Genomic DNA, 22511 nt, shown 5'->3' with positions numbered 1-22511 from the left:
CGACCGGCGCGCCGCCGCGCCGGCGCCTTCCCAAAAATGGAGACGACATGGCAGCCCCCATCCTCGATCCGAACGCGCCGGCTTTCACGCGGCGCTACATGAACCTCGCCGACCCGCGCCTCGGCGCGCAGGCGCTGTTCGCCAGCGACGAGTTCTTCGCACCGAAGGAACGCATGCTCAATCCCGAGCCGGCCGTGTTCATTCCCGGCAAGTACGACGACCACGGCAAGTGGATGGACGGCTGGGAAACGCGCCGCAAGCGCACGACCGGCCACGACTTCTGCGTGGTCCGGCTCGCGCGGCCGGGCGTGATCCACGGCGTCGATCTCGATACGAGCCACTTCACCGGCAACTTCCCGCCGGCCGCGTCGATCGAAGCGTGCGCGGTGGACGGCGACACGCCGCCGGACGACGCCGAATGGCGCACGATCGTCCCCGCGACGACGCTGCAGGGCAATTCGCATCACTACGTGAGCGTCGACGATGCGCAGCCGGTCACGCATCTGCGCGTGAACCTGTATCCGGATGGCGGGCTCGCGCGGCTGCGCGTGTACGGCCAGCCGCAGCGCGACTGGCGCCGCGTGCCGGCCGGCGAACTGGTCGATCTCGCGGCAATCGAGAACGGCGGCTACCTGGTGGCGGCGAACAACCAGCACTTCGGCGCGGCATCGCAGATGCTGATGCCGGGACGCGGCGCGAACATGGGCGACGGCTGGGAAACGCGGCGCCGGCGCGAGCCCGGCAACGACTGGGCGATCGTCGCGCTCGCGCGGCCGGGCATCATCCGGCGCGTCGAGGTCGATACCGCGTTCTTCAAGGGCAACTTCCCCGACCGCTGTTCGCTGCAGGCCGCGCGGGTCGCCGGCGGCACCGACGACTCGCTCGTCACGCAGGCGATGTTCTGGGCCGAACTGCTCGGCGAGCAGAAGCTGCAGATGGATCACGTGCACACGTTCGACCAGCTCGCGGCGCTCGGCCCCGTCACGCACGTGCGCTTCAACATCTTCCCGGACGGCGGCGTGTCGCGCCTGCGCTTGTGGGGCGAACCCGCTTGAAGGAGGCGATCGGCATGAGCGGACCCCACATCCTGCGCGTCGAGCGCCTGACCCGCGAAGCGTTCGCGCCGTTCGGCGACGTGATCGCGCTCGAAGGCGCGCGGCACTTCCCGATCAACGGCGGCACGACCGAACGCTTCCACGATCTCGCGACGATCGACGTGTGCGCGGACGGCGGCCGGCCGCTCGTCAGCGTGTTTCGTGCGCAGCCGCGCGCGCTGCCGGTCGCGATCACGCTGATGGAGCGCCATCCGCACGGCAGCCAGGCGTTCATCCCGCTCGCGGCGGTGTCGCGCTACGCGATCGTGGTCGCGCCGGCCGGCGAATTCCGGCCCGACGCGATGCGCGCGTTCCTGGCTGAGGGCTGGCAGGGCGTGAATTATGCGAAGGGTGTCTGGCACCATCCGCTGCTCGCGCTCGACGCGGTCAGCGACTTCGTGATCGTCGACCGCGGCGGCCCGCAGCCGAACTGCGACGAGATTCCGCTCGACGGCGCGTGGGCACTCGATTTCACGCCGGCCTGCGCGGGCGTGGCCTGACGCGGCGCCCGCGGCCGCGGGCCTTTTGTCCGTGCGCCGAAAACGACACGGCCCGGGCGGCGAGATGCCGGCCGGGCCGTGCGTACGTGTGCAGCGCGCGGATCAGTGCTTGCGGTGCGGGCAGTTCTCGGTCGTGCAGGAACCGTACATCGCGAGCGAGTGTTCCTGAAGCCGGAAGCCGCGTTCCTTCGCGATCGCCTGCTGGCGGCTTTCGATTTCGGCGTCGAAGAACTCCTCGACGCGGCCGCAATCGAGGCAGACGAGGTGATCGTGGTGCGAACCTTCGTTCAGTTCGAACACGGCCTTGCCGGATTCGAAGTTGCTGCGCGACAGCAGGCCGGCCTGCTCGAACTGCGTCAGCACGCGGTAAACGGTGGCGAGCCCGATGTCCAGCTGCTCGTTGAGCAGGTTGCGGTAGACGTCTTCGGCCGTCAGGTGACGCACCGGGCTTTGCTGGAAGATCTCGAGAATCTTGAGGCGCGGTAGGGTGGCCTTTAGCCCGATATTCTTGAGATCCGTCGGATTGGTCATGGCTAGGCATCCCTAGAGTACAATGCAGGGCTTCAATGTTACCGGCTTTTCGCCGTTCCAGAAACACGCGCGGCCCGCGGGGCGGGCAGCACGGTGAAGGAAATGTTCCCGGAATCCCTTTCGCATTTTCAGAGGAGTCGCATGCGGAGTGCCATCATCGCTGCCGCCGCCGTTGCCGCGCTGGCTGGTTGTTCGTCGTACGACAGCGTGACGCAGCGCATCGCGCAGAGCATCACGCCCTATCGGATCACCGTCGTGCAGGGCAACTTCGTGTCGCAGGAAAAGGCCGCGCAGCTGCAGGCCGGGATGACGCGCGAGCAGGTTCGCGCGCTGCTCGGCACGCCGCTGCTCGCGGACATGTTCCATGCCGACCGCTGGGATTACCTCTTTTACTTCAAGCGCGGCTCGACGTCGGTCGTCCAGCAGCGCGACCTCGTGCTGACGTTCTCGGGCGATCGCCTCGCGAGCTGGACGGGCGCCGAGAACCTGCCGTCCGAACTCGACCTGCTGGCCGATATCGACGGCGATCGCGGCGGCAAGAAGGCGAAGGCCGCGGCCGCGGCGAAGAAGGCGTCCGAAGCCGCTGCCGCGAGCGCCGCGCAGGCCGCTGCAGCCGCGAGCCCGTCCGCCGTGCAGGTGTCGGCCGCCGCAGTCGACCAGGATGCGAACGCCCAGGCCGCCCGCGCGGCGAACCGCGCGACCAACCAGGTGTCGGGGCAGGCGCCGGCGTCACGCCGCTTCACGCCGTCCGCGCAGGCTTCCGGCGGCGCGCCGGTGCCGGGCGGCCAGCCGCCGGGCGCCGCGCCGGCGATCCAGCCGCAGTTCCAGTTCCATCGTCCGCCGCAGCCGAACGCGACGAACGAAGCGGCGCCGCCCGTCGGCCCGCAAGGCTCGGACAACCTGCAGAACCAGCCGCTCACCGCGCCGGCGCAGTCGCAGTAAGCGGCCGGCGTGCGGAAACAGGGCGGCATGCGCCGCCCGCCTTTAGACCTGTCGTGTAGAAAGCCATGAAGATTGCGATTGCCGGTGCATCGGGCCGTATGGGCCGGATGCTGATCGAAGCCGTTCTCAACGATTCCGACGCGCAGCTCGTCGGCGCGCTCGACCGTGCCGGTTCGCCGTTCCTCGGCCAGGACGCCGGCGCGTTCCTCGGCAAGGAAACCGGGATCAAGCTGACCGACGACATCGATGCCGTGTTCGCGCAGGCCGACTACCTGATCGACTTCACGCGGCCGGAAGGCACGGTCGCGCACGTCGCGGCCGCGCTGCGCCACGACGTGAAGCTCGTGATCGGCACGACCGGCTTCACCGCCGAGCAGAAGGCGGAGCTGCAGGCCGCGGCAGGCAGGATCGGCATCGTGTTCGCGGCGAACATGAGCGTCGGCGTGAACGTCACGCTGAAGCTGCTCGAATTCGCGGCGAAGCATTTCTCGCACGGCTACGACATCGAGATCATCGAGGCGCATCACCGTCACAAGGTCGACGCGCCGTCGGGCACCGCGCTGATGATGGGCGAGGCCGTGGCCGGCGCGCTCGGGCGCTCGCTCGACGACTGCGCGGTGTACGGCCGCCACGGCGTGACCGGCGAACGCGATCCGTCGACGATCGGCTTTGCGGCGGTGCGCGGCGGTGACATCGTCGGCGACCACACGGTGCTGTTCGCCGGGATCGGCGAGCGGATCGAGATCACGCACAAGTCGTCGAGCCGCGTGTCGTATGCGCAGGGCGCGCTGCGGGCGGTCCGCTTCCTGTCGGCGCGCGGCGCCGGCCTGTTCGACATGCAGGACGTGCTCGGCCTGCGCTGACCCTCACGGGGAAACTCCGATGGCCATTCCCACCGGCGTTGTCCACTACCTCGAAAGCGGCGATGCGATCACGCATGCGGTCGCGTACCTGCTGCTGGCGATGTCCGTCGCCAGCTGGTGCTTCCTCCTGATGAAAGCCTGGCTCCTGGTCCGCGCGAAGCGGCAGGGGCCGCGCGCGCTCGCTGCGTTCTGGCGCGCCGCGTCGCTCGACGCGGGCATCGACGCGCTCGCCGGCGCCGACCGCGAGCGCGTGTTCGTGCCGCTCGCCGAAGCCGCGCGTGACGCGGCCGACGCGCACGATCCGGCCGCGCTCGCCGCGCGCGTCGAGCGCAGCGAACGCGTGCTGCGCGCGCTGCGCCATGCGATGCTGCGCTCGCAGCGGCGTCTCGAGTTCGGCCAGGTGCTGCTCGCGTCGATCGGCAGCACCGCGCCGTTCGTCGGGCTGCTCGGCACCGTGTGGGGCATCTACCATGCGCTCGGCAGCATCGCCGCGAGCGGGCAGGCGCAGATCGAGAACGTCGCGGGGCCGGTCGGCGAGGCGCTGATCATGACCGCGTTCGGGCTCGTCGTCGCGATTCCGGCGGTGCTCGCGTACAACATCCTCGGGCGGCTCGTGCGCCAGCTCGCCGAGGAACTCGACGGCTTCGCGCGCGACCTGCACGTGTTCGTGTGCGCGCAGGGCGCCTGACTCACGGCCGGGAGGAACGATCATGGCATTCGGCGGACTGGAGCACCACAAGACGTCCGCGCCGATGGCGGAGATCAACATGACGCCGCTGATCGACGTGATGCTCGTGCTGCTCGTGATCTTCATCATCACCGCGCCGCTGATGACGCACGCGATCCGGCTCGACCTGCCGAAGGTCGCGGCGAGCGTCGCGCGCGACACGCCGCAGTCGGTCACGCTGTCGATCGACGATGCCGGCAAGCTGTACTGGGACGATACGCCCGTCGCGCTCGACGCGTTGCCCGCGCGCTTCAAGGCCGTGGCCGCCGGCGCGGCGCCGCCGGAGCTGCGGCTGCGCGCGTCGCGCGCGACCCGCTACGACGTGATCGCGCAGGTGATGGGCGCCGCGCAGGCCGCCGGCCTGACGCGGATCGGCTTCGTCACCGACGTGCCGCCGGCGGGCGCCGCGACGCCGGCCGCCGCGGGCGCGAAACCCTGACCTGCCGGCCGCCTGCGCCGCCGGCCACCCAAGAATGCGTCGCGGCCTCCGAGACCGGCCGTACCGTCCACCGCGGACGGTATAATCGTCGTTTCCGCCCGGTCGGCAGGGTTTCGCCGGGTAACCTGGAGACCCTCCCGGTTACCCGGCGAATATCCGCGAACCATGCGCAGGCCCGAGATCCGTGAGCCTGCTCCCGCCGCCGGGCTGCCCGATTTTCGTCCACTTCCGCGTGCCCGCCGCGTGGCGCGCCGCTTAAAGCCTAGTCCGAACCACACCATGCACGAGAGATACGTACCCGCCGACGTCGAAGCCGCCGCCCAGGGCGACTGGCGCGCAGCCGATGCCTACAAGACGAAGGAAGACTCGCAGAAGCCGAAGTTCTACTGCGTGTCGATGCTGCCGTACCCGTCCGGCAAGCTGCACATGGGTCACGTGCGCAATTACACGATCAACGACGTGATGTACCGCTATCTGCGGATGAACGGCTACAACACGCTGATGCCGATGGGCTGGGATGCGTTCGGGATGCCGGCGGAGAACGCCGCGATGGCGAACGGCGTGCCGCCGGCGAAGTGGACCTACGACAACATCGAGTACATGAAGGGCCAGATGCAGTCGATGGGGCTCGCGATCGACTGGTCGCGCGAGATCGCGACGTGCAAGCCGGACTACTACAAGTGGAACCAGTGGCTGTTCCTGAAGATGCTCGAGAAGGGCATCGCGTACAAGAAGACGGGCACCGTGAACTGGGATCCGGTCGACCAGACCGTGCTCGCGAACGAGCAGGTGATCGACGGCCGCGGCTGGCGTTCGGGCGCGCTCGTCGAGAAGCGCGAGATCCCGATGTACTACCTGCGGATCACGCAGTACGCGGATGAGCTGCTGAACGACCTCGACGGCCTCGGCTGGCCCGAGCGCGTGAAGATCATGCAGCAGAACTGGATCGGCAAGAGCTTCGGCGTGAACTTCGGCTTCCCGTACGAGCTCGACGGCGAGAAGGCGCTGCTGCGCGTGTTCACGACGCGTGCCGACACGATCATGGGCGTCACGTTCTGCGCGATCGCGGCCGAGCACCCGCTCGCCACGCGCCTCGCGCAGGGCAAGCCGGAGCTGCAGGCGTTCATCGACGAATGCAAGCGCGGCGGCGTCGCCGAGGCCGACGTCGCGACGATGGAGAAGAAGGGCGTCGCGACGGGCTTCTCGGTCACGCACCCGCTGACCGGCGAGCCGGTCGAGGTGTGGATCGGCAACTACGTGCTGATGAGCTACGGCGAAGGCGCGGTGATGGGCGTGCCGGGCCACGACGAGCGCGATTTCGCGTTCGCGAAGAAGTACGGGCTGCCGATCAAGCAGGTGATCGCGGCCGAAGGCCAGTCGTACTCGCTCGACGCATGGCAGGAGTGGTACGGCGACAAGGAAGTCGCGGTCTGCGTGAACAGCGGCAAGTACGACGGCCTGCGCTATGCGGAAGCGGTCGACGCGGTCGCGGCCGACCTGAAGGCCGGCGGCTTCGGCGACAAGCAGGTCACGTGGCGTCTGCGCGACTGGGGCGTGTCGCGCCAGCGCTACTGGGGCACGCCGATCCCGATCATCCACTGCCCGTCGTGCGGCGACGTGCCGGTGCCGGAACAGGATCTGCCCGTCGTGCTGCCGGAAGACCTCGTGCCGGACGGCTCGGGCAATCCGCTCGCGAAGTCGGAAGCGTTCCTTAACTGCACGTGCCCGAAGTGCGGCGCGGCCGCGAAGCGCGAAACCGACACGATGGACACGTTCGTCGATTCGTCGTGGTACTTCTCGCGCTACACGGCGCCGGACGCCGACACCATGGTCGACGCGCGCACCGATTACTGGATGCCGATGGATCAATACATCGGCGGCATCGAGCACGCGATCCTGCACCTGCTGTATTCGCGCTTCTGGACCAAGGTGATGCGCGACCTCGGCCTCGTGAAGTTCGGCGAACCGGCGAAGAACCTGCTCACGCAGGGGATGGTGCTGAACGAGACGTACTATCGTGAGGACGCGGCGGGCAAGAAGACCTGGTACAACCCGGCCGACGTGACGGTCACGCACGACGACAAGGGCCGCCCGGTCGGCGCGACGCTGAACGCCGACGGCCAGCCCGTCGTGCTCGGCGGCATCGAGAAGATGTCGAAGTCGAAGAACAACGGCGTCGACCCGCAGGTGCTGATCGACCAGTACGGTGCCGATACCGCGCGCCTGTTCACGATGTTCGCGGCGCCGCCCGAGCAGCAGCTCGAGTGGTCGGGCGCGGGCGTCGAAGGCGCGAGCCGCTTCCTGCGCCGCGTGTGGAGCTTCGGCGCCGGCAATCGTGACGCGCTTGCCGCGCGTGCCGGTTTCGACGCCGCGGCGCTCGGCGACGCCGACAAGGCGCTGCGCCGCGAAATCTACAGCGTGCTGAAGCAAGCCGATTTCGACTATCAGCGCCTGCAGTACAACACGGTCGTGTCGGCCGCGATGAAGATGCTGAACGCGATCGACGGCGCGAAGGGCGCGACGCCGGCCGTGCTGCGCGAGACGTACGGCGTGCTGCTGCGCGTGCTGTATCCGGTCGTGCCGCACATCACGTTCGAGCTGTGGAAGGCGCTCGGCTACGCGGACGAATTCGGCCCGCTGCTCGACGCGCCGTGGCCGAAGGTCGACGAGGCCGCGCTCGAGCAGTCCGAGATCGAACTCGTGCTGCAGGTGAACGGCAAGGTGCGCGGCGCGCTGAAGGTCGCGAAGGACGCGAGCCGCGAGGCCATCGAGGCCGCGGCGCTGGCCGACGAAGCATTCGCGAAGTTCGGCGAAGGCAAGCCGGCGAAGAAGATCGTCGTCGTGCCGGGCCGCCTCGTGAACATCGTCGTCTGACGGCCGCCGGCCGTCGGGCGCACACAGAAGGAGCGAAGGTGATCCGCAGATCGTTTTTGATGCTCGCCGCCGGCAGCGCGTTCGCGCTGTCGGCATGCGGTTTCCAGTTGCGCGGCCAGCAGAACTACGCGTTCAAGCACCTGCTGATCGCCGGTGCGCCGGCGCCCGTCGCGGCGCGCCTGGAGCGCCTGGTCGAGGCCGGCAGCGACACGAAGATCGTCAAGTCGGCGGATGACGCCGACGCCGTGCTGCGCATGTGGGACTCGCGCGGGCAGAACACGCTGACGCTCAACAAGTACGGCTCCGCGCAGGAATATGCGCTGTTTTACACGCTGAACTACACGCTGACGAGCAAGGACGGCACCGTGCTGATCCCGCCGAGCGCGATCGCGCTTAACCGCGCGATGACGTACAGCGACCAGTACACGAACGCGAAGGCGCAGGAAGCCGACATCCTGTACGCCGATATGCAGAACGACGCGGTCGACCAGCTGATGCGGCGTCTCGCGATCGTCCACTCGCTGACGCCGGCGCCGGAGGACGTGGTGCCGGGTGTCGCGCCGCGCGCGCCGCTGCCGCCGCCGCCGCTGTGATCGCGGGCGCACGCACCGATGCAATTGCGACTTGATGCGCTGGAGCCGCACCTCGCGAAGGGGATGGCCCAGCTCTACACCGTGTACGGCGACGAGCCGCTGCTCGCGCAGGAAGCGTGCGACCGCATTCGTGCGGCCGCGCGTGCGGCCGGCTTCACCGAGCGTTCGGTGCATACGGTCGAGCGCGGCTTCGACTGGAGCGTGCTGCTCGGCGCGACGCAGGCGATGTCGCTGTTCGGCGAGCGTCAGCTGATCGAGCTGCGCATTCCGTCGGGCAAGCCGGGCAAGGAAGGCGCGGACGCGCTGAAGACGCTCGCGGCCGCGCCCAATCCGGACGCGCTGATGCTGGTCACGCTGCCTCGCCTCGACGCGGCGACGCAGAAATCCGCATGGTTCACCGCGCTGCAGAACGGCGGCGTCGCGCTGAAGATCGATCCGGTCGACCGTGCGCAGCTGCCGAACTGGATCGGCCAGCGTCTGTCGATGCAGGGCCAGCGCGTCGCGCCCGGCGAGGATGGCCGCCGTGCACTGCAGTTCATCGCGGAGCGCGTCGAGGGCAACCTGCTCGCCGCGCACCAGGAAATCCAGAAGCTCGGGCTGCTGTATCCGCAGGGCGCGCTGTCGTTCGAGCAGGTGCACGATGCGGTGCTGAACGTCGCGCGCTACGACGTGTTCAAGCTGAACGAGGCGATGCTCGCGGGCGACGCCGCGCGGCTCGCGCGGATGATCGACGGGCTGAAGGGCGAGGGCGAGGCGATCGTGCTCGTGATGTGGGCCGTCGTCGAGGAATTGCGCACGCTGCTGCGGATCAAGCGCGGCACGACGGCCGGCAAGCCGCTCGCGACGCTGCTGCGCGAGAACCGCGTATGGGGGCCGCGCGAGCGGCTGATCGGTCCCGCGCTGAATCGCGTGTCGGAAGCCGTGCTCGAAAAGGCGCTCGCGTTCGCCGCGAAGCTCGACCGGCAGGTGAAGGGGCTGTCGGCCGTCACGCCGGGCCGGCGCACGCAGGACGATCCGCCGCCCGATCCGTGGGACGGCCTGTTCCAGCTCGCGATGACGGTCGCCGGCGAGCGCGGCGAGCGACCGCCGACCGCGGGTCGCGTGCGGCGTTAAGCCTCGTCCGGGCGCTTCAGCGCACGCATCGCAACCCGCTTACAATGCTTCGATGGCCGGCGCGGCCTGCCTGTCGCGGCGCCGCCGGAAGGCCGTCCCCGGATGGCCGTCCCCCCGCTTCCCCACGAATTCACGCCGCGCGCCGCGGCTTGCTTCTCGAGTCACACGATGGATATCGATCAGTACATGACGGACCTGGGCCGCCGCGCCCGGCACGCTTCCCGCGCGATGGCGCGCGCCAGCACGGCCGCGAAGAACGCGGCGCTCGACGCGGTCGCCCGCGCGATCGAGCGCGACGCGCAGGCGCTGAAGGATGCGAATGCGCGCGACGTCGCCCGCGCCCGCGAAAAGGGGCTTGATGCGGCGTTCGTCGACCGCCTGACGCTGTCCGACAAGGCGCTGAACACGATGGTCGAAGGCCTGCGTCAGGTCGCGTCGCTCGCCGATCCGATCGGCGAGATCGGCAACCTGAAGTACCGCCCGAGCGGGATCCAGGTCGGCCAGATGCGCGTGCCGCTCGGCGTGATCGGGATCATCTACGAATCGCGCCCGAACGTGACGATCGACGCGGCCGCGCTGTGCCTGAAGTCGGGCAATGCGACGATCCTGCGCGGCGGCTCCGAGGCGCTCGAATCGAACGCGGCGCTCGCGAAGCTGATCGGCGAAGGGCTCGAAGCGGCCGGCCTGCCGCAGGACGCGGTGCAGGTCGTCGCGACGGCCGATCGCGCGGCGGTCGGCAAGCTGATCACGATGACCGAATATATCGACGTGATCGTGCCGCGCGGCGGCAAGAGCCTGATCGAGCGGCTGATCAACGAGGCCCGCGTGCCGATGATCAAGCACCTCGACGGCATCTGCCACGTGTATGTCGACGATCGTGCGGATCTGAACAAGGCGCTGACCGTGTGCGACAACGCGAAGACGCACCGCTACGGCACCTGCAACACGATGGAGACGCTGCTCGTGTCGAGCGGCATCGCGGCGAAGCTGCTGCCGCCGCTCGGCAAGCTGTATCGCGACAAGCAGGTCGAACTGCGCGTCGATGCGGCCGCGCGCACGGTGCTCGCCGACGCAGGCATCGGCCCGCTCGTCGATGCGACCGAGGAAGACTGGCACACCGAATATCTCGCGCCGGTGCTCGCGATCAAGGTCGTCGACGGCCTGGATGCGGCGATCGAGCACATCAACCATTACGGCTCGCATCACACCGATGCGATCGTCACCGAGGATCACGATCGCGCGATGCGCTTCCTGCGCGAAGTCGATTCGGCGAGCGTGATGGTCAACGCGTCGACGCGCTTCGCGGACGGCTTCGAGTTCGGCCTCGGCGCGGAAATCGGCATCTCGAACGACAAGCTGCACGCACGCGGCCCGGTCGGCCTGGAAGGGCTCACGTCGCTGAAGTACGTGGTGCTCGGTCACGGCGAAGGCCGTCAATAAAACGAGGCGCACAATCGATGGCAATGCTCTGGGTCAAGACGTTCCACATCGTTCTGATCGCCGCGTGGTTCGCGGGGCTGTTCTACCTGCCGCGCATCTACGTGAACCTGGCCATGGAAACCGATCCCGCCGCGGTGCGCCGGCTGCTGCTGATGGCACGCAAGCTGTTCCGCTTCATGACGATGATCGCGGTGCCGGCACTCGCGTGCGGGCTGTGGCTCTGGCTCGTGATCGGCATCGGCCAGGGGCAGGGGTGGATCCACGCGAAGGTGACGGTGGTGCTGCTGCTCGTCATCTACCACGCGTATTGCGGGCACCTGCTGCGGGTGTTCGAGCGCGGCGAGAACCGTCGCACCGACAAGTGGTATCGCGTATTCAACGAGCTGCCCGTGCTCGGCATGCTGGCGGCGGTCGCGCTGGTCGTGATCAAGCCGTTCTGAGTCCGCGGCACCGCACTGCCGGCGATCGATGCGCGACGGCGCCCCTCGGGGCGCCGTCGTTCGTTTACGCGCGGCGTCCTGCTCCGGCTCACTCCTTCACCGGCTCGTCGATCCGGCGCCGCGTGATCGCTTCCTTCGCGCGGCCGACGCGCTCCATCAGCGCCGGCCCCCGCGACAGCGCGACGCCGACCGCGAGGATGTCGCCGATCGCGAGATGCGACATCCGCGACGTCATCGGCGAGAACACGTCGGTTTCCTCCGCCACGTTCGACGCGAGGCTCACCGTCGCGAGCTTCGCGAGCGGCGAATGGCTCTGCGTGATCGCGACGACCTTCGCGCCGCACGCGAGCGCGGAGCGCGCGGCATCGACGATGTCGCGCGTGCGGCCGGTGTTCGAGATCGCGACGACGACGTCGTGCGGCCCGAGCAGCGCCGACGACATCGAGAACGTGTGCGGATCCGAATACGCGACGCTCGGCACACCGAGCCGGAAGAACTTGTGCTGGATGTCCTGCGCGGCGATGCCCGAGCCGCCGGCGCCGTAGAACTCGATGCGCGACGCGTTCGACAGCAGCGCGATCGCTTCGGCGACGCTGCCGGCCGACAGGCTGTTGCGCACCTCGATCAGCGCGCCGATCGTCCGGTCGAACACCTTGCCGATGATGCCGGGCGCCGGTTCGTCGGGCTCGACGTCGCGGTACACCGACGACACGCCCGGCGCGACGCTCTGCGCGAGCCGGATCTTGAATTCGCGAAAGCCGCTGCAGCCGAGCGCTTGGCAGAAGCGTGCGATGGTCGGCTGGCTGACGCCCGCGCGAGTCGACAGCTCGGTCATCGCGAGGTCGAGCACCTCGCGCGGCGCGGCGAGGATGTAGTCGGCGAGCTTGCGCTCGGACGGGCGCAGGTCGGCGCGGATCGCTTCAATGCGAGGCAGCATGGGGCGGCGGATGGAAATCGGGTTCGGATGAGCGAGTGTATCGCAATCGAATTGTAGAAAATCTACAGGAAAATACTAGCCGAATCGTCGGTGATTCATGAGGCGCACAACGATGGGGACTAGGGTTTTTACTAGGTAAATCCTTGCTGGTGGCGGGAATGGTGGTTGCGGGCGCGACGATTCGCATTGCGCGCTTGTAGTTTTTCTACTAGACTGCCTTCGTTCGTTCGACGAAGGTCGATCGTCCCCACGATTCCAACCGCCGGTGTCGTCCGGCATACAGGAGCGCCCAGCATGACGTCGCTGCATCCCACCCTGGCGAAGGTCACCGAACGCGTGATCGCCCGCAGCCAACCGACCCGTTCCGCCTATCTGCAGCGCATCGACCGCGCGCAAGGCAAGTTCCCGGCGCGCGGCGCGCTGTCGTGCGCGAACCTCGCGCACGGCTTCGCGGGTCTCGAAGGCAGCGACAAGTTCCAGATCAAGGCGATTCGCGAACCGAACATCGGCATCGTGTCCTCGTACAACGAGATGCTGTCCGCGCACGCGCCGTACAAGAATTTCCCCGACATCATCAAGGCCGCCGCGCGCGAGAACGGCGGCGTCGCGCAGTTCGCCGGCGGCGTGCCGGCGATGTGCGACGGCGTCACGCAAGGCAATCCGGGGATGGAGCTGTCGCTGTTCTCGCGCGAGGCGATCGCGATGGGCACGGCGATCGCGCTCACGCACAACATGTTCGACGCGGCGCTCTGCCTCGGCATCTGCGACAAGATCGTGCCGGGCCTGCTGATCGGCGCGCTGCAGTTCGGCCACCTGCCGACCATCTTCGTGCCGGCGGGCCCGATGACGAGCGGCCTGTCGAACGACGACAAGGCGAAGATCCGCCAGCAGTTCGCGACCGGCCAGGTCGGCCGCGATGCGCTGCTCGAAGCGGAATCGGCCGCGTATCACGGCCACGGCACCTGCACGTTCTACGGCACCGCCAACAGCAACCAGATGCTGATGGAGCTGATGGGCCTGCATCTGCCGGGCTCGGCGTTCATCCATCCGCACACGCCGCTGCGCGACGCGCTGACGGCCGAGGCCGCGCGCCGCGTGCTCGACCTGACCGTCGAGCGCGGCCAGTACACGCCGATCGGCCATGTGATCGACGAGAAGGCGATCGTCAACGGGATCGTCGCGCTGCTCGCGACGGGCGGCTCGACCAACCACACGCTGCACCTCGTCGCGATCGCGCGCGCGGCCGGCATCCTGATCGACTGGAACGATTTCGACGAACTGTCGGCCGTGGTGCCGCTGCTCGCGAAGATCTACCCGAACGGCAAGGCCGACGTGAACCATTTCCATGCGGCGGGCGGCGTCGCGTTCCTGGTGCGCAACCTCCTCGAAGGCGGGCTGCTGCACGAAGACGTGACGACGGTGGCCGGCCGTGGGCTCACGCACTACACGAAGGAGCCGAAGCTGATCGACGGCAAGCTGACGTGGGTCGACGGCACGGCCGAGAGCCACGACACGAAGGTGCTGCGCGGCATCCGCGACCCGTTCCAGCCGGACGGCGGCCTGCGTCTGATGCAGGGCCGGCTCGGCCGCGGCGTGATCAAGATTTCCGCGGTCGCGCCCGAGCACCGCAAGGTGAAGGCGCCGGCGATCGTGTTCGATTCGCAGGAAGCCGTGCAGGAAGCATTCGATCGCGGCGAGCTGAAGCGCGATTTCGTCGCGGTCGTGCGCTTCCAGGGCGCGCGGGCGAACGGGATGCCCGAGCTGCATCGTTTGACGCCGCTGCTCGGCGTGCTGCAGGATCAGGGCTTCCACGTCGCGCTGGTTACCGACGGCCGCATGTCCGGCGCGTCGGGCAAGGTGCCGGCCGTGATCCATCTGTCGCCGGAAGCGCTGCTCGCCGGCCCGATCGGCAAGGTGAAGACGGGCGACACGCTCGTGATCGACGCGGAAGCCGGCATCCTCGACATCGAGGTCGACGACGCGGAATGGCAAGCGCGCCCGGTCGCGCAGCCGCTGCATCAGGCCGACAACGAAGTCGGCTTCGGGCGCGAACTGTTCGGCGTGTTCCGCGCGGCGGCCGCGCCGGCCGAGCAGGGCGCATCGGTTTTCGGGACGCTGGTCGGCGAAACGGCCGTCCGCGTCGCTGCATGAATTTCAAGGAGTGTGATCAATGAAAACGATTGCTGAAATCGTGAAGCTGGGCCCGGTGATTCCGGTGCTCGCATTCGACTCGGTCGAGCAGGGCGAAAACGTGTCGCGCGCGCTGCATGCGGGCGGCGTCAAGGTGCTCGAAATCACGCTGCGCACGCCGGCGGGCCTCGACGCGATCCAGCGCGCGAGCCAGCTCGCGGACGACATCGTCGTCGGCGTCGGCACGATCACGAAGCCCGAGCACTGCGCGCAGGCGAAGCGCGCGGGCGCGACGTTCGGCGTGTCGCCGGGCCTGACGAAGGACCTGCACCTCGCGTCGCTCGACGCGGGCCTGCCGCTGCTGCCGGGCGTGATGACGCCGAGCGACATCATTCAGGCGCTCGAATTCGGCTACGACATCGTCAAGTTCTTCCCCGCGCAGCAGGCTGGCGGCGTGCCGATGCTGCAGGCGTTCCACGGCCCGTTCCCGGCGCTGAAGTTCTGCCCGACGGGCGGGATCACGGCCGAAAGCGCGCCGAATTTCCTGAAACTGCCGAACGTCGTGTGCGTCGGCGGCTCGTGGCTCACGCCGAAGGCCGCGCTCGCCGCGCAGGACTGGGCGGAGGTCACGCGCCTCGCGCAAGCGGCGAGCCGGCTGTCGCGCTGAAAAGCCGACAATCGACCGTGTGATCTCGGAGGAAGCGCTTGCCGGTGACGACGTACCGCTGATGTCGGCTATCGCCCAGGCTCGCGCCGGCCTGGGGTTCGACGAAGGGGCGGGGCACGGACAAGCGCAAGCGTGCCCCTGCCACGTCAATGGCGCCTTTTTCTGTACGCTCGGAAGAAAAGCGAATAAATGATAACGGCGGGCGGGGTGAATAGAACCCCCCGACGAGTCCTTCCAGATCCGCGACCTCCTCCGCATTGCGCGCGCCATACCAATCGGCCAGCCGGTTCGCCCAGGTTTCAGGAAAGCGCGGAAAGAATTCGTGGTGCGTGATCCAGATAAGCGTCAGCAGATTGGCGATCAGATAAATGCAGAGCAGTCCGATCGATATTTCGCAAGCGCGCTTCATGAGACGACTACGGTTCCGTAAGCGTCATACGAGGTGCCGGCGGTCCTGAATTTGTGAGCGTTCAAGATCGTTCTTCGCAGCGCGAGGAAATCGGAACGATTTTCGACCGTCATGCAGCCTTCGCTGATGCCCGGCGGACCGCGCGGATGGAGTCTGAACTGCCCGCGCCTCACTTGGGAACAGAACAGTTCGTCATCGATTTTTCGATCCTTTGCGTACAGTGCGAACCATTCAAATTTGTTGACGCCCCGAAACAAATGCGGAATATCCGAGAGCGAGCTTTGACGTTCGACAATACAGTACGTGCCTTGCGGAATGGGTCCGTTTTTGACGACGCATTGATATTGCTGCTTATTTCGATAAATCCCGTGCCCGGAGAATGCCGGCATTTTTTGAGCGCCATGCGTTAGTTCGCTTAGAGGCAGCCCGTTCAACTTGAAGGAAATCTGCATCGAAGATCGATATTGTTTGCTGAAGAAAATTTGACGCTAGCAGACGTAATTTTGAGAAACACGCAGCGATACGGAGACGGGCGGCAGGCGGCGAACGGCCTCGATCGGTTCGCCATCGAGCAGGACGGATCGCGCGTCCGGTTCGATCGCTTGCGGATCCGGCGGGCCCTGACGCGCGCGTGGCGCCGAATATCGGGCACGATCGCGAGGCAGTACACCGTCGGCAAAGGCCGTCGTGCAAGGGTCTTTACCGATGGAACCGGTTCTATCCGCCGACCGTAAAGATAAGTAAAATTCAGCGTCCTCGCGGGGTGGGTAGCCCCCCGTGTTTCGGAGACCTGCATAGCCGGGCATACTCGCAACAGCTCGCCCGGTTTCGAACAATTCCTAGGAGGAGTGCCACATGGGGGCTGTCCAAGGCAGCATGCTGCTCGTATTCACGCTGATCGCGATCGCCGCGCTGATCTTGATGATCGCGCGCTACAAGATCTACCCGTTCCTGGTGCTGATCATCGTTTCGCTGGGCCTGGGTCTCGCCGTCGGCATGCCGATGGACAAGATCGTGAAGTCGTTCGAAACGGGCACGGGCGGCACGCTCGGCCACATCGCGATCGTCGTCGGCCTCGGCACGATGCTCGGCAAGATGATGGCCGAGTCGGGCGGCGCCGAACGGATCGCGACCACGCTGATCGACTGGTTCGGTGAAAAGAACATCCACTGGGCGATGATGTTCGTCGCGATCATCGTCGGCCTGCCGGTGTTCTTCGAAGTCGGCTTCGTGCTGCTGATCCCGATCGCGTTCAACGTCGCGAAGCGCACCGGCAAGTCGCTGCTCGTCGTCGGCCTGCCGATGGTGGCCGGCCTGTCGGTCGTGCACGGGCTGATCCCGCCGCACCCGGCCGCGCTGCTGGCCGTCCAGCAATATGGCGCCGATATCGGCAAGACGATCGCGTTCGGCCTGATCGTCGGCGTGCCGACCGCGATCATCGCCGGTCCGCTGTTCGCGCTGATGATCTCGAAGTTCGTGAAGCTGCCGGAAAACAACCCGCTCGCGTCGCAGTTCGTCGATACGCGCACGGACGGCGGCAAGCGCGAACTGCCGGGCTTCGGCATCACGCTGTTCACGATCCTGCTGCCCGTCGTGCTGATGCTCGTCGGCAGCTGGGCCGATCTGGTGTTCGCGCCGAAGTCGCTGCCGAACAACCTGCTGCGCTTTGCCGGCAACTCCGACGTCGCGCTGCTGATCGCCGTGCTCGTGAGCTTCTTCACGTTCGGCAAGCTGCAGGGCTTCAACCGCGACCAGATCCAGAAGTTCTGCGGCGAATGCCTGGCGCCGATCGCCGGCATCACGCTGATCGTCGGCGCGGGCGGCGGCTTCGGCGGCGTCCTGCGCGACAGCGGGATCTCGCAGCAGATCGTCGAGACCGCGAAGCATGCGCACCTGTCGCCGCTGCTGCTCGGCTGGTTCGTCGCGGCGCTGATGCGTCTCGCGACCGGTTCGGCAACGGTCGCGATGACGACGGCCTGCGGGATCGTCGCGCCGATCGCGGCTGCGTCGGGCGCGGCGGTCAGCCCGGAACTGCTGGTGCTCGCGACCGGCTCGGGCTCGCTGATCTTCTCGCACGTGAACGACGGCGGCTTCTGGCTGATCAAGGAATACTTCGGGATGACGGTCGGTCAGACGTTCAAGACCTGGTCGTTGCTCGAAACCATCATCTCCGTGCTTGGGCTGGGCTTTACGCTGCTGCTGAGCATGGTTCTGTAACAAGGGGTAGTCAATGATTCTGATCGCAATGGGCGTGTCGGGCGCGGGCAAGTCGCGAATCGGCGAAATGCTGGCGGAACGCCTGTCGTGCAGCTATACCGACGGCGACGCGTTTCACAGCGCGGCGAACAAGGAAAAGATGCACCACGGCATTCCGCTGACCGACGACGACCGTTGGCCGTGGCTGCGCGCGATCCGCGCGGCCATCGAGGAAAAGCAGCGTGCGGGCGAGACGGCCGTGTTCACGTGTTCGTCGCTGAAGCGCTCGTACCGCGACGTGCTGCGCGGCACCGACACCGACGTGCGATTCGTGTACCTGAAGGGTTCGTTCGACGTGTTGCGCGAGCGCCTGAAGACCCGCACCGGCCATTTCTTCGATCCGTCGCTGCTGAAGAGTCAGCTCGACACGCTCGAGGAGCCGGGCCCGGACGAAGCGATCGAGGTCAGCATCGAGCTGACGCCCGAACAGATCGTCGATGAAGTGATGGTGAAGATCGGTCTCGCGCAGCAGCACTGAGCGCGGTTCGCGGCAATCATCATGCAGCAGTGACACAGGCGCCCCGACGGGCGCCTGTGTCGTTTACGGCCGCGCAATGTTCGCGCGGAGGGTTCGAGCATAAGGTTCGCGCGTCACGCTCGAGCGGTGCTCGCACGCTGTGCGATTCCGTCGAGCAGCACGTCGAGCATCGTGTCGTGCACGGCGGCGGGGTCGAGCCGCGCATAGAGCGGCGCGGCCGCCTTGACGAGTGGCTGCTCGGCGTCGGACAGCGCGTCCATTTCCGCGAGTTCGACGTCGTTCGCGGGCCGCGTGAGGCCGCCGGCCTCGGCCGCGGCGAGCCCGATCACGCTCGCATACCAGCCGACGCACACGGCCGGCAGCGCCGCGCGCGCGATACCGGCATCGGCCAGCGCGCGATGCACGGCTTCGATATGCGCGAGATCGGCGGGGCCGGTGCTCATGTGACGCTGCAGCAGCGCGAAGGCGGCCGGATGGCGCAGCGCCAGCGCGCGGTACTGGCGTGCGAGATCGCGCAGCCGCTCGCGCCACGGCATCGAAGGATCGACCGGCACCAGCGAGCGCGACAGCGCGTTCGCGATCGCGCGGCTCAGCCCCTCCTTCGACTTGAAGTGATACAGCACGCTCATCGGATCGCAACCGATCGCTTGCGCAAGCTTGCGCACGCTGAACGCGGCTTCGCCGACTTCTTCGAGCAGCGCGAGCGCGGCGGCGACGATTGCATCCTTGTCGAGGCCGCGCGGGCCTTGGGCGGGTTTGTCTTTCATCGGAACGGGTACGCGCCGGGCTGTAATCTTGACGAAAGCATATTCTACGCTGTAGAATTATTTCTGCGGTGTAGAAATTGGGTGTCCCGGCACCTTTCAATGCGTGCTTTCGCACGGTCCGGGATCCACGCAGGCGCGAGCGCGTCTGCCGTCAACACGGGCCATCGCGCCCCTTGTCTTCGTTGACACCCAAGTGGAACCGGCTGCCCCACCCGCGAAGCCCGGCGGCAACGAGGCTCTTCGACTGGCGGCCCAAGACCATGCAAGTGCAATCATGACTTTCAACAACACACCCCTGATCCAGGGAGAATCGCGGTTCGAGCAGACGCGACTGAACATCGAGAAGGACAACTGGAACTGGTGCGAACCGTCGCGCTACGACGGCGCGCATCCGGCCAACTGGTACGAGGCGTCGCTGTCGCGCCATGAAAACAGCGCGCCGCTCGCGCACGACGCCGTGTGCGACGTGCTCGTGATCGGCGCGGGGCTGCTCGGCGCATCGGCCGCGCTTCATCTCGCGGAAGCGGGCGTCGACACGATCCTCGTCGACAAGCATCACGTCGGCTCCGCGGCGTCCGGCCGCAACGGTGGCCAACTGACGCCGGGCCTTGCGCGCTGGGAAGCGGCCGACATGATCGACAACCTGTCGCACGACGACGCGAAGCGGCTGTGGCGCTTCGCGTCGGCCGAGTCGATGGACCTGATCGATGCGATCGGCGCGCGTTACGCGCTCGATTTCGATCGCAAGCGCGGCCACGTGACGGCGGCGGTGCACCCGGGCCACATGAGCGCGCTGCTCGACGGCGCGGACGCGCGCCGCCATCTCGGCGACGCCGGCGTGACCCTCGTCGGCCGTCATCAGTTGCACGACGAATACGTGCGCTCGGGCCTTTATCACGGCGCGGCGATCGACGCGATCGGCGGCCAGCTGCATCCGCTCGCGCTGGTGCGCGGCCTCGTGCACGGCTTCGGGCTGAACGGCGGCGCGCTGTACGAACGCACCGAGGTGCTGGAACTCGACGAAACGCCGGCGGGCGTCGTCGCGGTGACGCCGGGCGGCACGATCACCGCGCGCCGCGGCGTCGTGCTGGCGCTGCACAACACGACGTTCCGGCTGCTCGACGGCGGCGCGGCGACCACCGTGCCGTTCTTCACGTACGTGAGCGTGACGGCGCCGCTCGACGTCGACGTCGCGACACTGCTGCCGGCCGGAATGCCCGTCTACGACACGCAGTTCCAGATCGACTACTACCGGCCGGTGCGCGGCAACCGGCTGCTGTTCGGCGGCCAGGGCACCGGCAGCTGCTGGGCGCAGCCAGACGTGAACGCGTATCTGCTGACGCGGCTGAACACGGTCTTTCCGCAGCACGACGGCCGCTTTGCACTCGACTACTGCTGGAGCGGCGTCAGCGACTTCACGCTGAACGGCGCGACCGACAGCCGCAAGACCGGCGGCCGCGTGCCGATGTACATGGTGCAGGGCTGGAGCGGGCACGGCGTCGCGCAGACGGTGCGGATCGGCAAGGCGATCTGCGACGACTTCGTCGGCCGCAGCGACGATTTCTCGATGCTGACCGGCATCGACCATCGCGCGATTCCGCTCGGGCGGCAGCTGTCGCCGATCGCGATTCCGGCCGCGAAGGCGGCGATGAGCGTGATGAGCGCGCTGAACCCGGGGCGGATGATTTCGTTCTGACCGGCCGAAAAACAAAAAGCCGATGCGAATCGCTTCGCATCGGCTTTTTTTCGTCCGGCGACGGCGGTGCTTATGCGATCCGCTTCGCGAGTTCGACGGCCTTGCCGATGTACGACGCAGGCGTCATCGCGAGCAGGCGATCCTTCGCGTCCTGCGGGATCGCCAGCGTGCCGACGAATTCCTGCAGCGCTTCGCGCGTGATGCCCTTGCCGCGCGTCAGTTCCTTCAGCTGCTCGTACGGGTTCTCGATGCCGTAGCGGCGCATCACCGTCTGCACCGGCTCCGCGAGCACTTCCCAGCAGTTGTCGAGATCTTCGTTCAGGCGCTGCGGGTTCACTTCGAGCTTGTCGAGGCCGCGGATCAGCGAATCGTACGCGAGCAGCGAGTAGCCGAGCGCGACACCCATGTTGCGCAGCACCGTCGAGTCGGTCAGGTCGCGCTGCCAGCGCGACACCGGCAGCTTGTCGGCGAGGTGGCGCAGCGTCGCGTTCGCGAGGCCGAGGTTGCCTTCCGAGTTCTCGAAGTCGATCGGATTGACCTTGTGCGGCATCGTCGACGAGCCGATCTCGCCGGCCTTCGTCTTCTGCTTGAAGTAGCCGACCGAGATGTAGCCCCACACGTCGCGGTCGAGGTCGAGCAGGATCGTGTTCGCGCGGGCGACCGCGTCGAACAGCTCGGCCATGTAATCGTGCGGCTCGATCTGGATCGTGTACGGGTTGAACGTGAGCTTCAGGCGGTTCTCGATCACGTCGCGCGAGAACGCTTCCCAGTCGAATTCCGGATACGCGGACAAATGCGCGTTGAAGTTGCCGACCGCGCCGTTCATCTTGCCGAGGATCTCGACCTTCTCGATGCGTGCGATCGCGCGGGCGAGGCGCGCGGCGACGTTCGCGAGTTCCTTGCCGAGCGTCGTCGGGCTGGCCGGCTGGCCGTGCGTGCGCGACAGCATCGGCTGTTCGGCGTGAGCGTGCGCGAGCGCGACGAGGCGCTGGTGGACCGTGCGCAGCGCCGGCACGATCACGTGTTCGCGCGCGCCGGCGAGCATCATCCCGTGCGACGTGTTGTTGATGTCTTCGGACGTGCACGCGAAGTGGATGAACTCGCTCGCCTTCTCGAGTTCGGCCTGGCCCTTCACCGATTCCTTCAGCCAGTATTCGACGGCCTTCACGTCGTGGTTCGTCACGCGCTCGATTTCCTTGATGCGCGCGGCGTCGTGCGCGGTGAAGCGCTCGGCGAGTTGCAGCAGGAATTGTTCCGACGCATCGGAGAAGCGCGGAATTTCCGCGAAGCCGGCGCGCGACAGCGCGATCAGCCAGTGCACCTCGACGGTGACGCGGTGGCGCATGAACGCGGCTTCGGAGAGCCAGTCGCGCAGCGCTTCGGTTTTGCTGGCGTAGCGGCCATCGATGGGCGAGAGCGCGGTGAGGGCGAAAAGCGTATCGGGACGGGTGTCGGACATGATCGGGCAGGGCCTTTTGGGGCCGGGGCGAACGAGGGGAGGAGAATCCGGCATTTTACCATCGGCGCGCGCCGGTTCCGGCGGATCCGGTCCGGCCGCCGTGACCGCGCTCGGGCGATGCGCACGGGGCGCCCGCGCGGCGCGCGAACGGTGCCG

At 67.4% G+C, this 22511-nt stretch carries 22 protein-coding genes; 16 read left to right on the top strand and 6 right to left on the bottom strand.

The features are described from left to right. Positions 1-47: 47 nt before the first annotated feature. Positions 48-1055: an allantoicase gene (gene alc / locus BSE24067_RS12495; RefSeq protein WP_151068152.1), complete on the top strand. Its 1008-nt coding sequence runs from the start codon at positions 48-50 to the stop codon at positions 1053-1055. Positions 1056-1069: 14 nt separating this feature from the next. Continuing rightward, entirely contained in the window at positions 1070-1594 is a 525-nt protein-coding gene (locus BSE24067_RS12490; protein ID WP_151068154.1) for an ureidoglycolate lyase, read from the top strand. 102 nt (positions 1595-1696) lie between these two features. Here BSE24067_RS12490 and fur read toward each other — a convergent pair whose 3' ends face one another. Further along, on the bottom strand, positions 1697-2125 hold the full coding sequence (gene fur / locus BSE24067_RS12485) for a ferric iron uptake transcriptional regulator (protein WP_006400349.1): 429 nt from the start codon (positions 2123-2125) through the stop codon (positions 1697-1699). A 141-nt stretch (positions 2126-2266) separates the two neighbouring features. Between fur and BSE24067_RS12480 the strand changes: the two genes are divergently transcribed. The 9 genes from BSE24067_RS12480 to BSE24067_RS12440 all read left to right on the top strand — a co-directional run bounded on the left by BSE24067_RS12480 (position 2267) and on the right by BSE24067_RS12440 (position 11556). After that, positions 2267-3067 carry an outer membrane protein assembly factor BamE gene (locus BSE24067_RS12480; protein WP_174904769.1) on the top strand — a complete coding sequence of 267 codons (801 nt, stop codon included), beginning with the start codon at positions 2267-2269 and terminating at the stop codon, positions 3065-3067. Positions 3068-3132: 65 nt separating this feature from the next. Continuing rightward, on the top strand, positions 3133-3930 hold the full coding sequence (gene dapB / locus BSE24067_RS12475; protein ID WP_151068781.1) for a 4-hydroxy-tetrahydrodipicolinate reductase: 798 nt from the start codon (positions 3133-3135) through the stop codon (positions 3928-3930). A 19-nt stretch (positions 3931-3949) separates the two neighbouring features. Then, a complete protein-coding gene (locus BSE24067_RS12470) occupies positions 3950-4618 on the top strand; it encodes a MotA/TolQ/ExbB proton channel family protein (protein WP_174904768.1) in 669 nt (222 codons plus the stop codon). Positions 4619-4640: 22 nt separating this feature from the next. Then, positions 4641-5096 (top strand): ExbD/TolR family protein, encoded by a 456-nt coding sequence (locus BSE24067_RS12465; RefSeq protein ID WP_174904767.1) that lies wholly within the window; start codon positions 4641-4643, stop codon positions 5094-5096. Positions 5097-5375: 279 nt separating this feature from the next. Then, entirely contained in the window at positions 5376-7970 is a 2595-nt protein-coding gene (leuS, locus tag BSE24067_RS12460; protein ID WP_151067788.1) for a leucine--tRNA ligase, read from the top strand. A 38-nt stretch (positions 7971-8008) separates the two neighbouring features. Continuing rightward, entirely contained in the window at positions 8009-8563 is a 555-nt protein-coding gene (locus tag BSE24067_RS12455; protein ID WP_151067786.1) for an LPS-assembly lipoprotein LptE, read from the top strand. An 18-nt stretch (positions 8564-8581) separates the two neighbouring features. After that, on the top strand, positions 8582-9676 hold the full coding sequence (holA, locus tag BSE24067_RS12450; RefSeq protein WP_151067784.1) for a DNA polymerase III subunit delta: 1095 nt from the start codon (positions 8582-8584) through the stop codon (positions 9674-9676). A 168-nt stretch (positions 9677-9844) separates the two neighbouring features. Then, positions 9845-11116 (top strand): glutamate-5-semialdehyde dehydrogenase, encoded by a 1272-nt coding sequence (locus BSE24067_RS12445; RefSeq protein ID WP_151067782.1) that lies wholly within the window; start codon positions 9845-9847, stop codon positions 11114-11116. 17 nt (positions 11117-11133) lie between these two features. After that, a complete protein-coding gene (locus BSE24067_RS12440; protein WP_006760213.1) occupies positions 11134-11556 on the top strand; it encodes a CopD family protein in 423 nt (140 codons plus the stop codon). Positions 11557-11644: 88 nt separating this feature from the next. Here the strand turns inward: BSE24067_RS12440 and BSE24067_RS12435 are convergent, their stop codons facing one another. After that, a complete protein-coding gene (locus BSE24067_RS12435) occupies positions 11645-12493 on the bottom strand; it encodes a MurR/RpiR family transcriptional regulator (RefSeq protein WP_151067781.1) in 849 nt (282 codons plus the stop codon). Between the two features lie 294 nt (positions 12494-12787). Between BSE24067_RS12435 and edd the strand changes: the two genes are divergently transcribed. Next, positions 12788-14644: a phosphogluconate dehydratase gene (edd, locus tag BSE24067_RS12430; protein ID WP_151067778.1), complete on the top strand. Its 1857-nt coding sequence runs from the start codon at positions 12788-12790 to the stop codon at positions 14642-14644. A 19-nt stretch (positions 14645-14663) separates the two neighbouring features. Next, a complete protein-coding gene (gene eda, locus BSE24067_RS12425; RefSeq protein ID WP_151067776.1) occupies positions 14664-15290 on the top strand; it encodes a bifunctional 4-hydroxy-2-oxoglutarate aldolase/2-dehydro-3-deoxy-phosphogluconate aldolase in 627 nt (208 codons plus the stop codon). On the opposite strand, the gene BSE24067_RS12420 is transcribed toward eda, so the two are convergent. Next, positions 15250-15699, bottom strand: a complete 450-nt coding sequence (locus BSE24067_RS12420; RefSeq protein ID WP_151067774.1) for a hypothetical protein — start codon at positions 15697-15699, stop codon at positions 15250-15252. The two genes, eda and BSE24067_RS12420, sit on opposite strands and share 41 nt — an antisense overlap. Then, complete coding sequence (locus BSE24067_RS12415) at positions 15696-16151, bottom strand: DUF2778 domain-containing protein (RefSeq protein WP_151067772.1); 456 nt, start codon at positions 16149-16151, stop codon at positions 15696-15698. The genes BSE24067_RS12420 and BSE24067_RS12415 overlap by 4 nt, the downstream gene beginning before the upstream one ends. Positions 16152-16554: 403 nt before the next feature. Between BSE24067_RS12415 and BSE24067_RS12410 the strand changes: the two genes are divergently transcribed. Continuing rightward, complete coding sequence (locus BSE24067_RS12410; protein WP_151067771.1) at positions 16555-17916, top strand: GntP family permease; 1362 nt, start codon at positions 16555-16557, stop codon at positions 17914-17916. A 13-nt stretch (positions 17917-17929) separates the two neighbouring features. Beyond that, entirely contained in the window at positions 17930-18433 is a 504-nt protein-coding gene (locus BSE24067_RS12405) for a gluconokinase (protein WP_040143405.1), read from the top strand. Between the two features lie 113 nt (positions 18434-18546). Here the strand turns inward: BSE24067_RS12405 and BSE24067_RS12400 are convergent, their stop codons facing one another. Continuing rightward, a complete protein-coding gene (locus BSE24067_RS12400; RefSeq protein ID WP_151067770.1) occupies positions 18547-19200 on the bottom strand; it encodes a TetR/AcrR family transcriptional regulator in 654 nt (217 codons plus the stop codon). A 274-nt stretch (positions 19201-19474) separates the two neighbouring features. On the opposite strand from BSE24067_RS12400, the gene BSE24067_RS12395 reads away from it, so the two are divergent. Then, positions 19475-20896: an NAD(P)/FAD-dependent oxidoreductase gene (locus BSE24067_RS12395; protein WP_151067768.1), complete on the top strand. Its 1422-nt coding sequence runs from the start codon at positions 19475-19477 to the stop codon at positions 20894-20896. 70 nt (positions 20897-20966) lie between these two features. Here the strand turns inward: BSE24067_RS12395 and purB are convergent, their stop codons facing one another. Beyond that, positions 20967-22355: an adenylosuccinate lyase gene (purB, locus tag BSE24067_RS12390; protein WP_151067766.1), complete on the bottom strand. Its 1389-nt coding sequence runs from the start codon at positions 22353-22355 to the stop codon at positions 20967-20969. Positions 22356-22511: the final 156 nt, after the last annotated feature.

Origin of the sequence: Burkholderia latens (genome assembly GCF_902499045.1) — a bacterium.
GTDB classification, from domain to species: domain Bacteria; phylum Pseudomonadota; class Gammaproteobacteria; order Burkholderiales; family Burkholderiaceae; genus Burkholderia; species Burkholderia latens.
This window is presented reverse-complemented; position numbering and strand designations above follow the sequence as displayed.

Bases quoted from the DNA above. Each gene is read 5' to 3' on its own strand.
- BSE24067_RS12470 (WP_174904768.1), top strand. From the start codon at position 3,950: ATGGCCATTCCCACCGGCGTTGTCCACTACCTCGAAAGCGGCGATGCG.
- BSE24067_RS12420 (WP_151067774.1), bottom strand. From the start codon at position 15,699: ATGAAGCGCGCTTGCGAAATATCGATCGGACTGCTCTGCATTTATCTG.
- BSE24067_RS12410 (WP_151067771.1), top strand. From the start codon at position 16,555: ATGGGGGCTGTCCAAGGCAGCATGCTGCTCGTATTCACGCTGATCGCG.
- eda (WP_151067776.1), top strand. From the start codon at position 14,664: ATGAAAACGATTGCTGAAATCGTGAAGCTGGGCCCGGTGATTCCGGTG.
- purB (WP_151067766.1), bottom strand. From the start codon at position 22,355: ATGTCCGACACCCGTCCCGATACGCTTTTCGCCCTCACCGCGCTCTCG.
- leuS (WP_151067788.1), top strand. From the start codon at position 5,376: ATGCACGAGAGATACGTACCCGCCGACGTCGAAGCCGCCGCCCAGGGC.
- BSE24067_RS12480 (WP_174904769.1), top strand. From the start codon at position 2,267: ATGCGGAGTGCCATCATCGCTGCCGCCGCCGTTGCCGCGCTGGCTGGT.
- BSE24067_RS12440 (WP_006760213.1), top strand. From the start codon at position 11,134: ATGGCAATGCTCTGGGTCAAGACGTTCCACATCGTTCTGATCGCCGCG.
- dapB (WP_151068781.1), top strand. From the start codon at position 3,133: ATGAAGATTGCGATTGCCGGTGCATCGGGCCGTATGGGCCGGATGCTG.
- BSE24067_RS12435 (WP_151067781.1), bottom strand. From the start codon at position 12,493: ATGCTGCCTCGCATTGAAGCGATCCGCGCCGACCTGCGCCCGTCCGAG.
- holA (WP_151067784.1), top strand. From the start codon at position 8,582: ATGCAATTGCGACTTGATGCGCTGGAGCCGCACCTCGCGAAGGGGATG.
- BSE24067_RS12415 (WP_151067772.1), bottom strand. From the start codon at position 16,151: ATGCAGATTTCCTTCAAGTTGAACGGGCTGCCTCTAAGCGAACTAACG.
- BSE24067_RS12490 (WP_151068154.1), top strand. From the start codon at position 1,070: ATGAGCGGACCCCACATCCTGCGCGTCGAGCGCCTGACCCGCGAAGCG.
- BSE24067_RS12400 (WP_151067770.1), bottom strand. From the start codon at position 19,200: ATGAAAGACAAACCCGCCCAAGGCCCGCGCGGCCTCGACAAGGATGCA.
- BSE24067_RS12405 (WP_040143405.1), top strand. From the start codon at position 17,930: ATGATTCTGATCGCAATGGGCGTGTCGGGCGCGGGCAAGTCGCGAATC.
- alc (WP_151068152.1), top strand. From the start codon at position 48: ATGGCAGCCCCCATCCTCGATCCGAACGCGCCGGCTTTCACGCGGCGC.
- edd (WP_151067778.1), top strand. From the start codon at position 12,788: ATGACGTCGCTGCATCCCACCCTGGCGAAGGTCACCGAACGCGTGATC.
- fur (WP_006400349.1), bottom strand. From the start codon at position 2,125: ATGACCAATCCGACGGATCTCAAGAATATCGGGCTAAAGGCCACCCTA.
- BSE24067_RS12395 (WP_151067768.1), top strand. From the start codon at position 19,475: ATGACTTTCAACAACACACCCCTGATCCAGGGAGAATCGCGGTTCGAG.
- BSE24067_RS12445 (WP_151067782.1), top strand. From the start codon at position 9,845: ATGGATATCGATCAGTACATGACGGACCTGGGCCGCCGCGCCCGGCAC.
- BSE24067_RS12465 (WP_174904767.1), top strand. From the start codon at position 4,641: ATGGCATTCGGCGGACTGGAGCACCACAAGACGTCCGCGCCGATGGCG.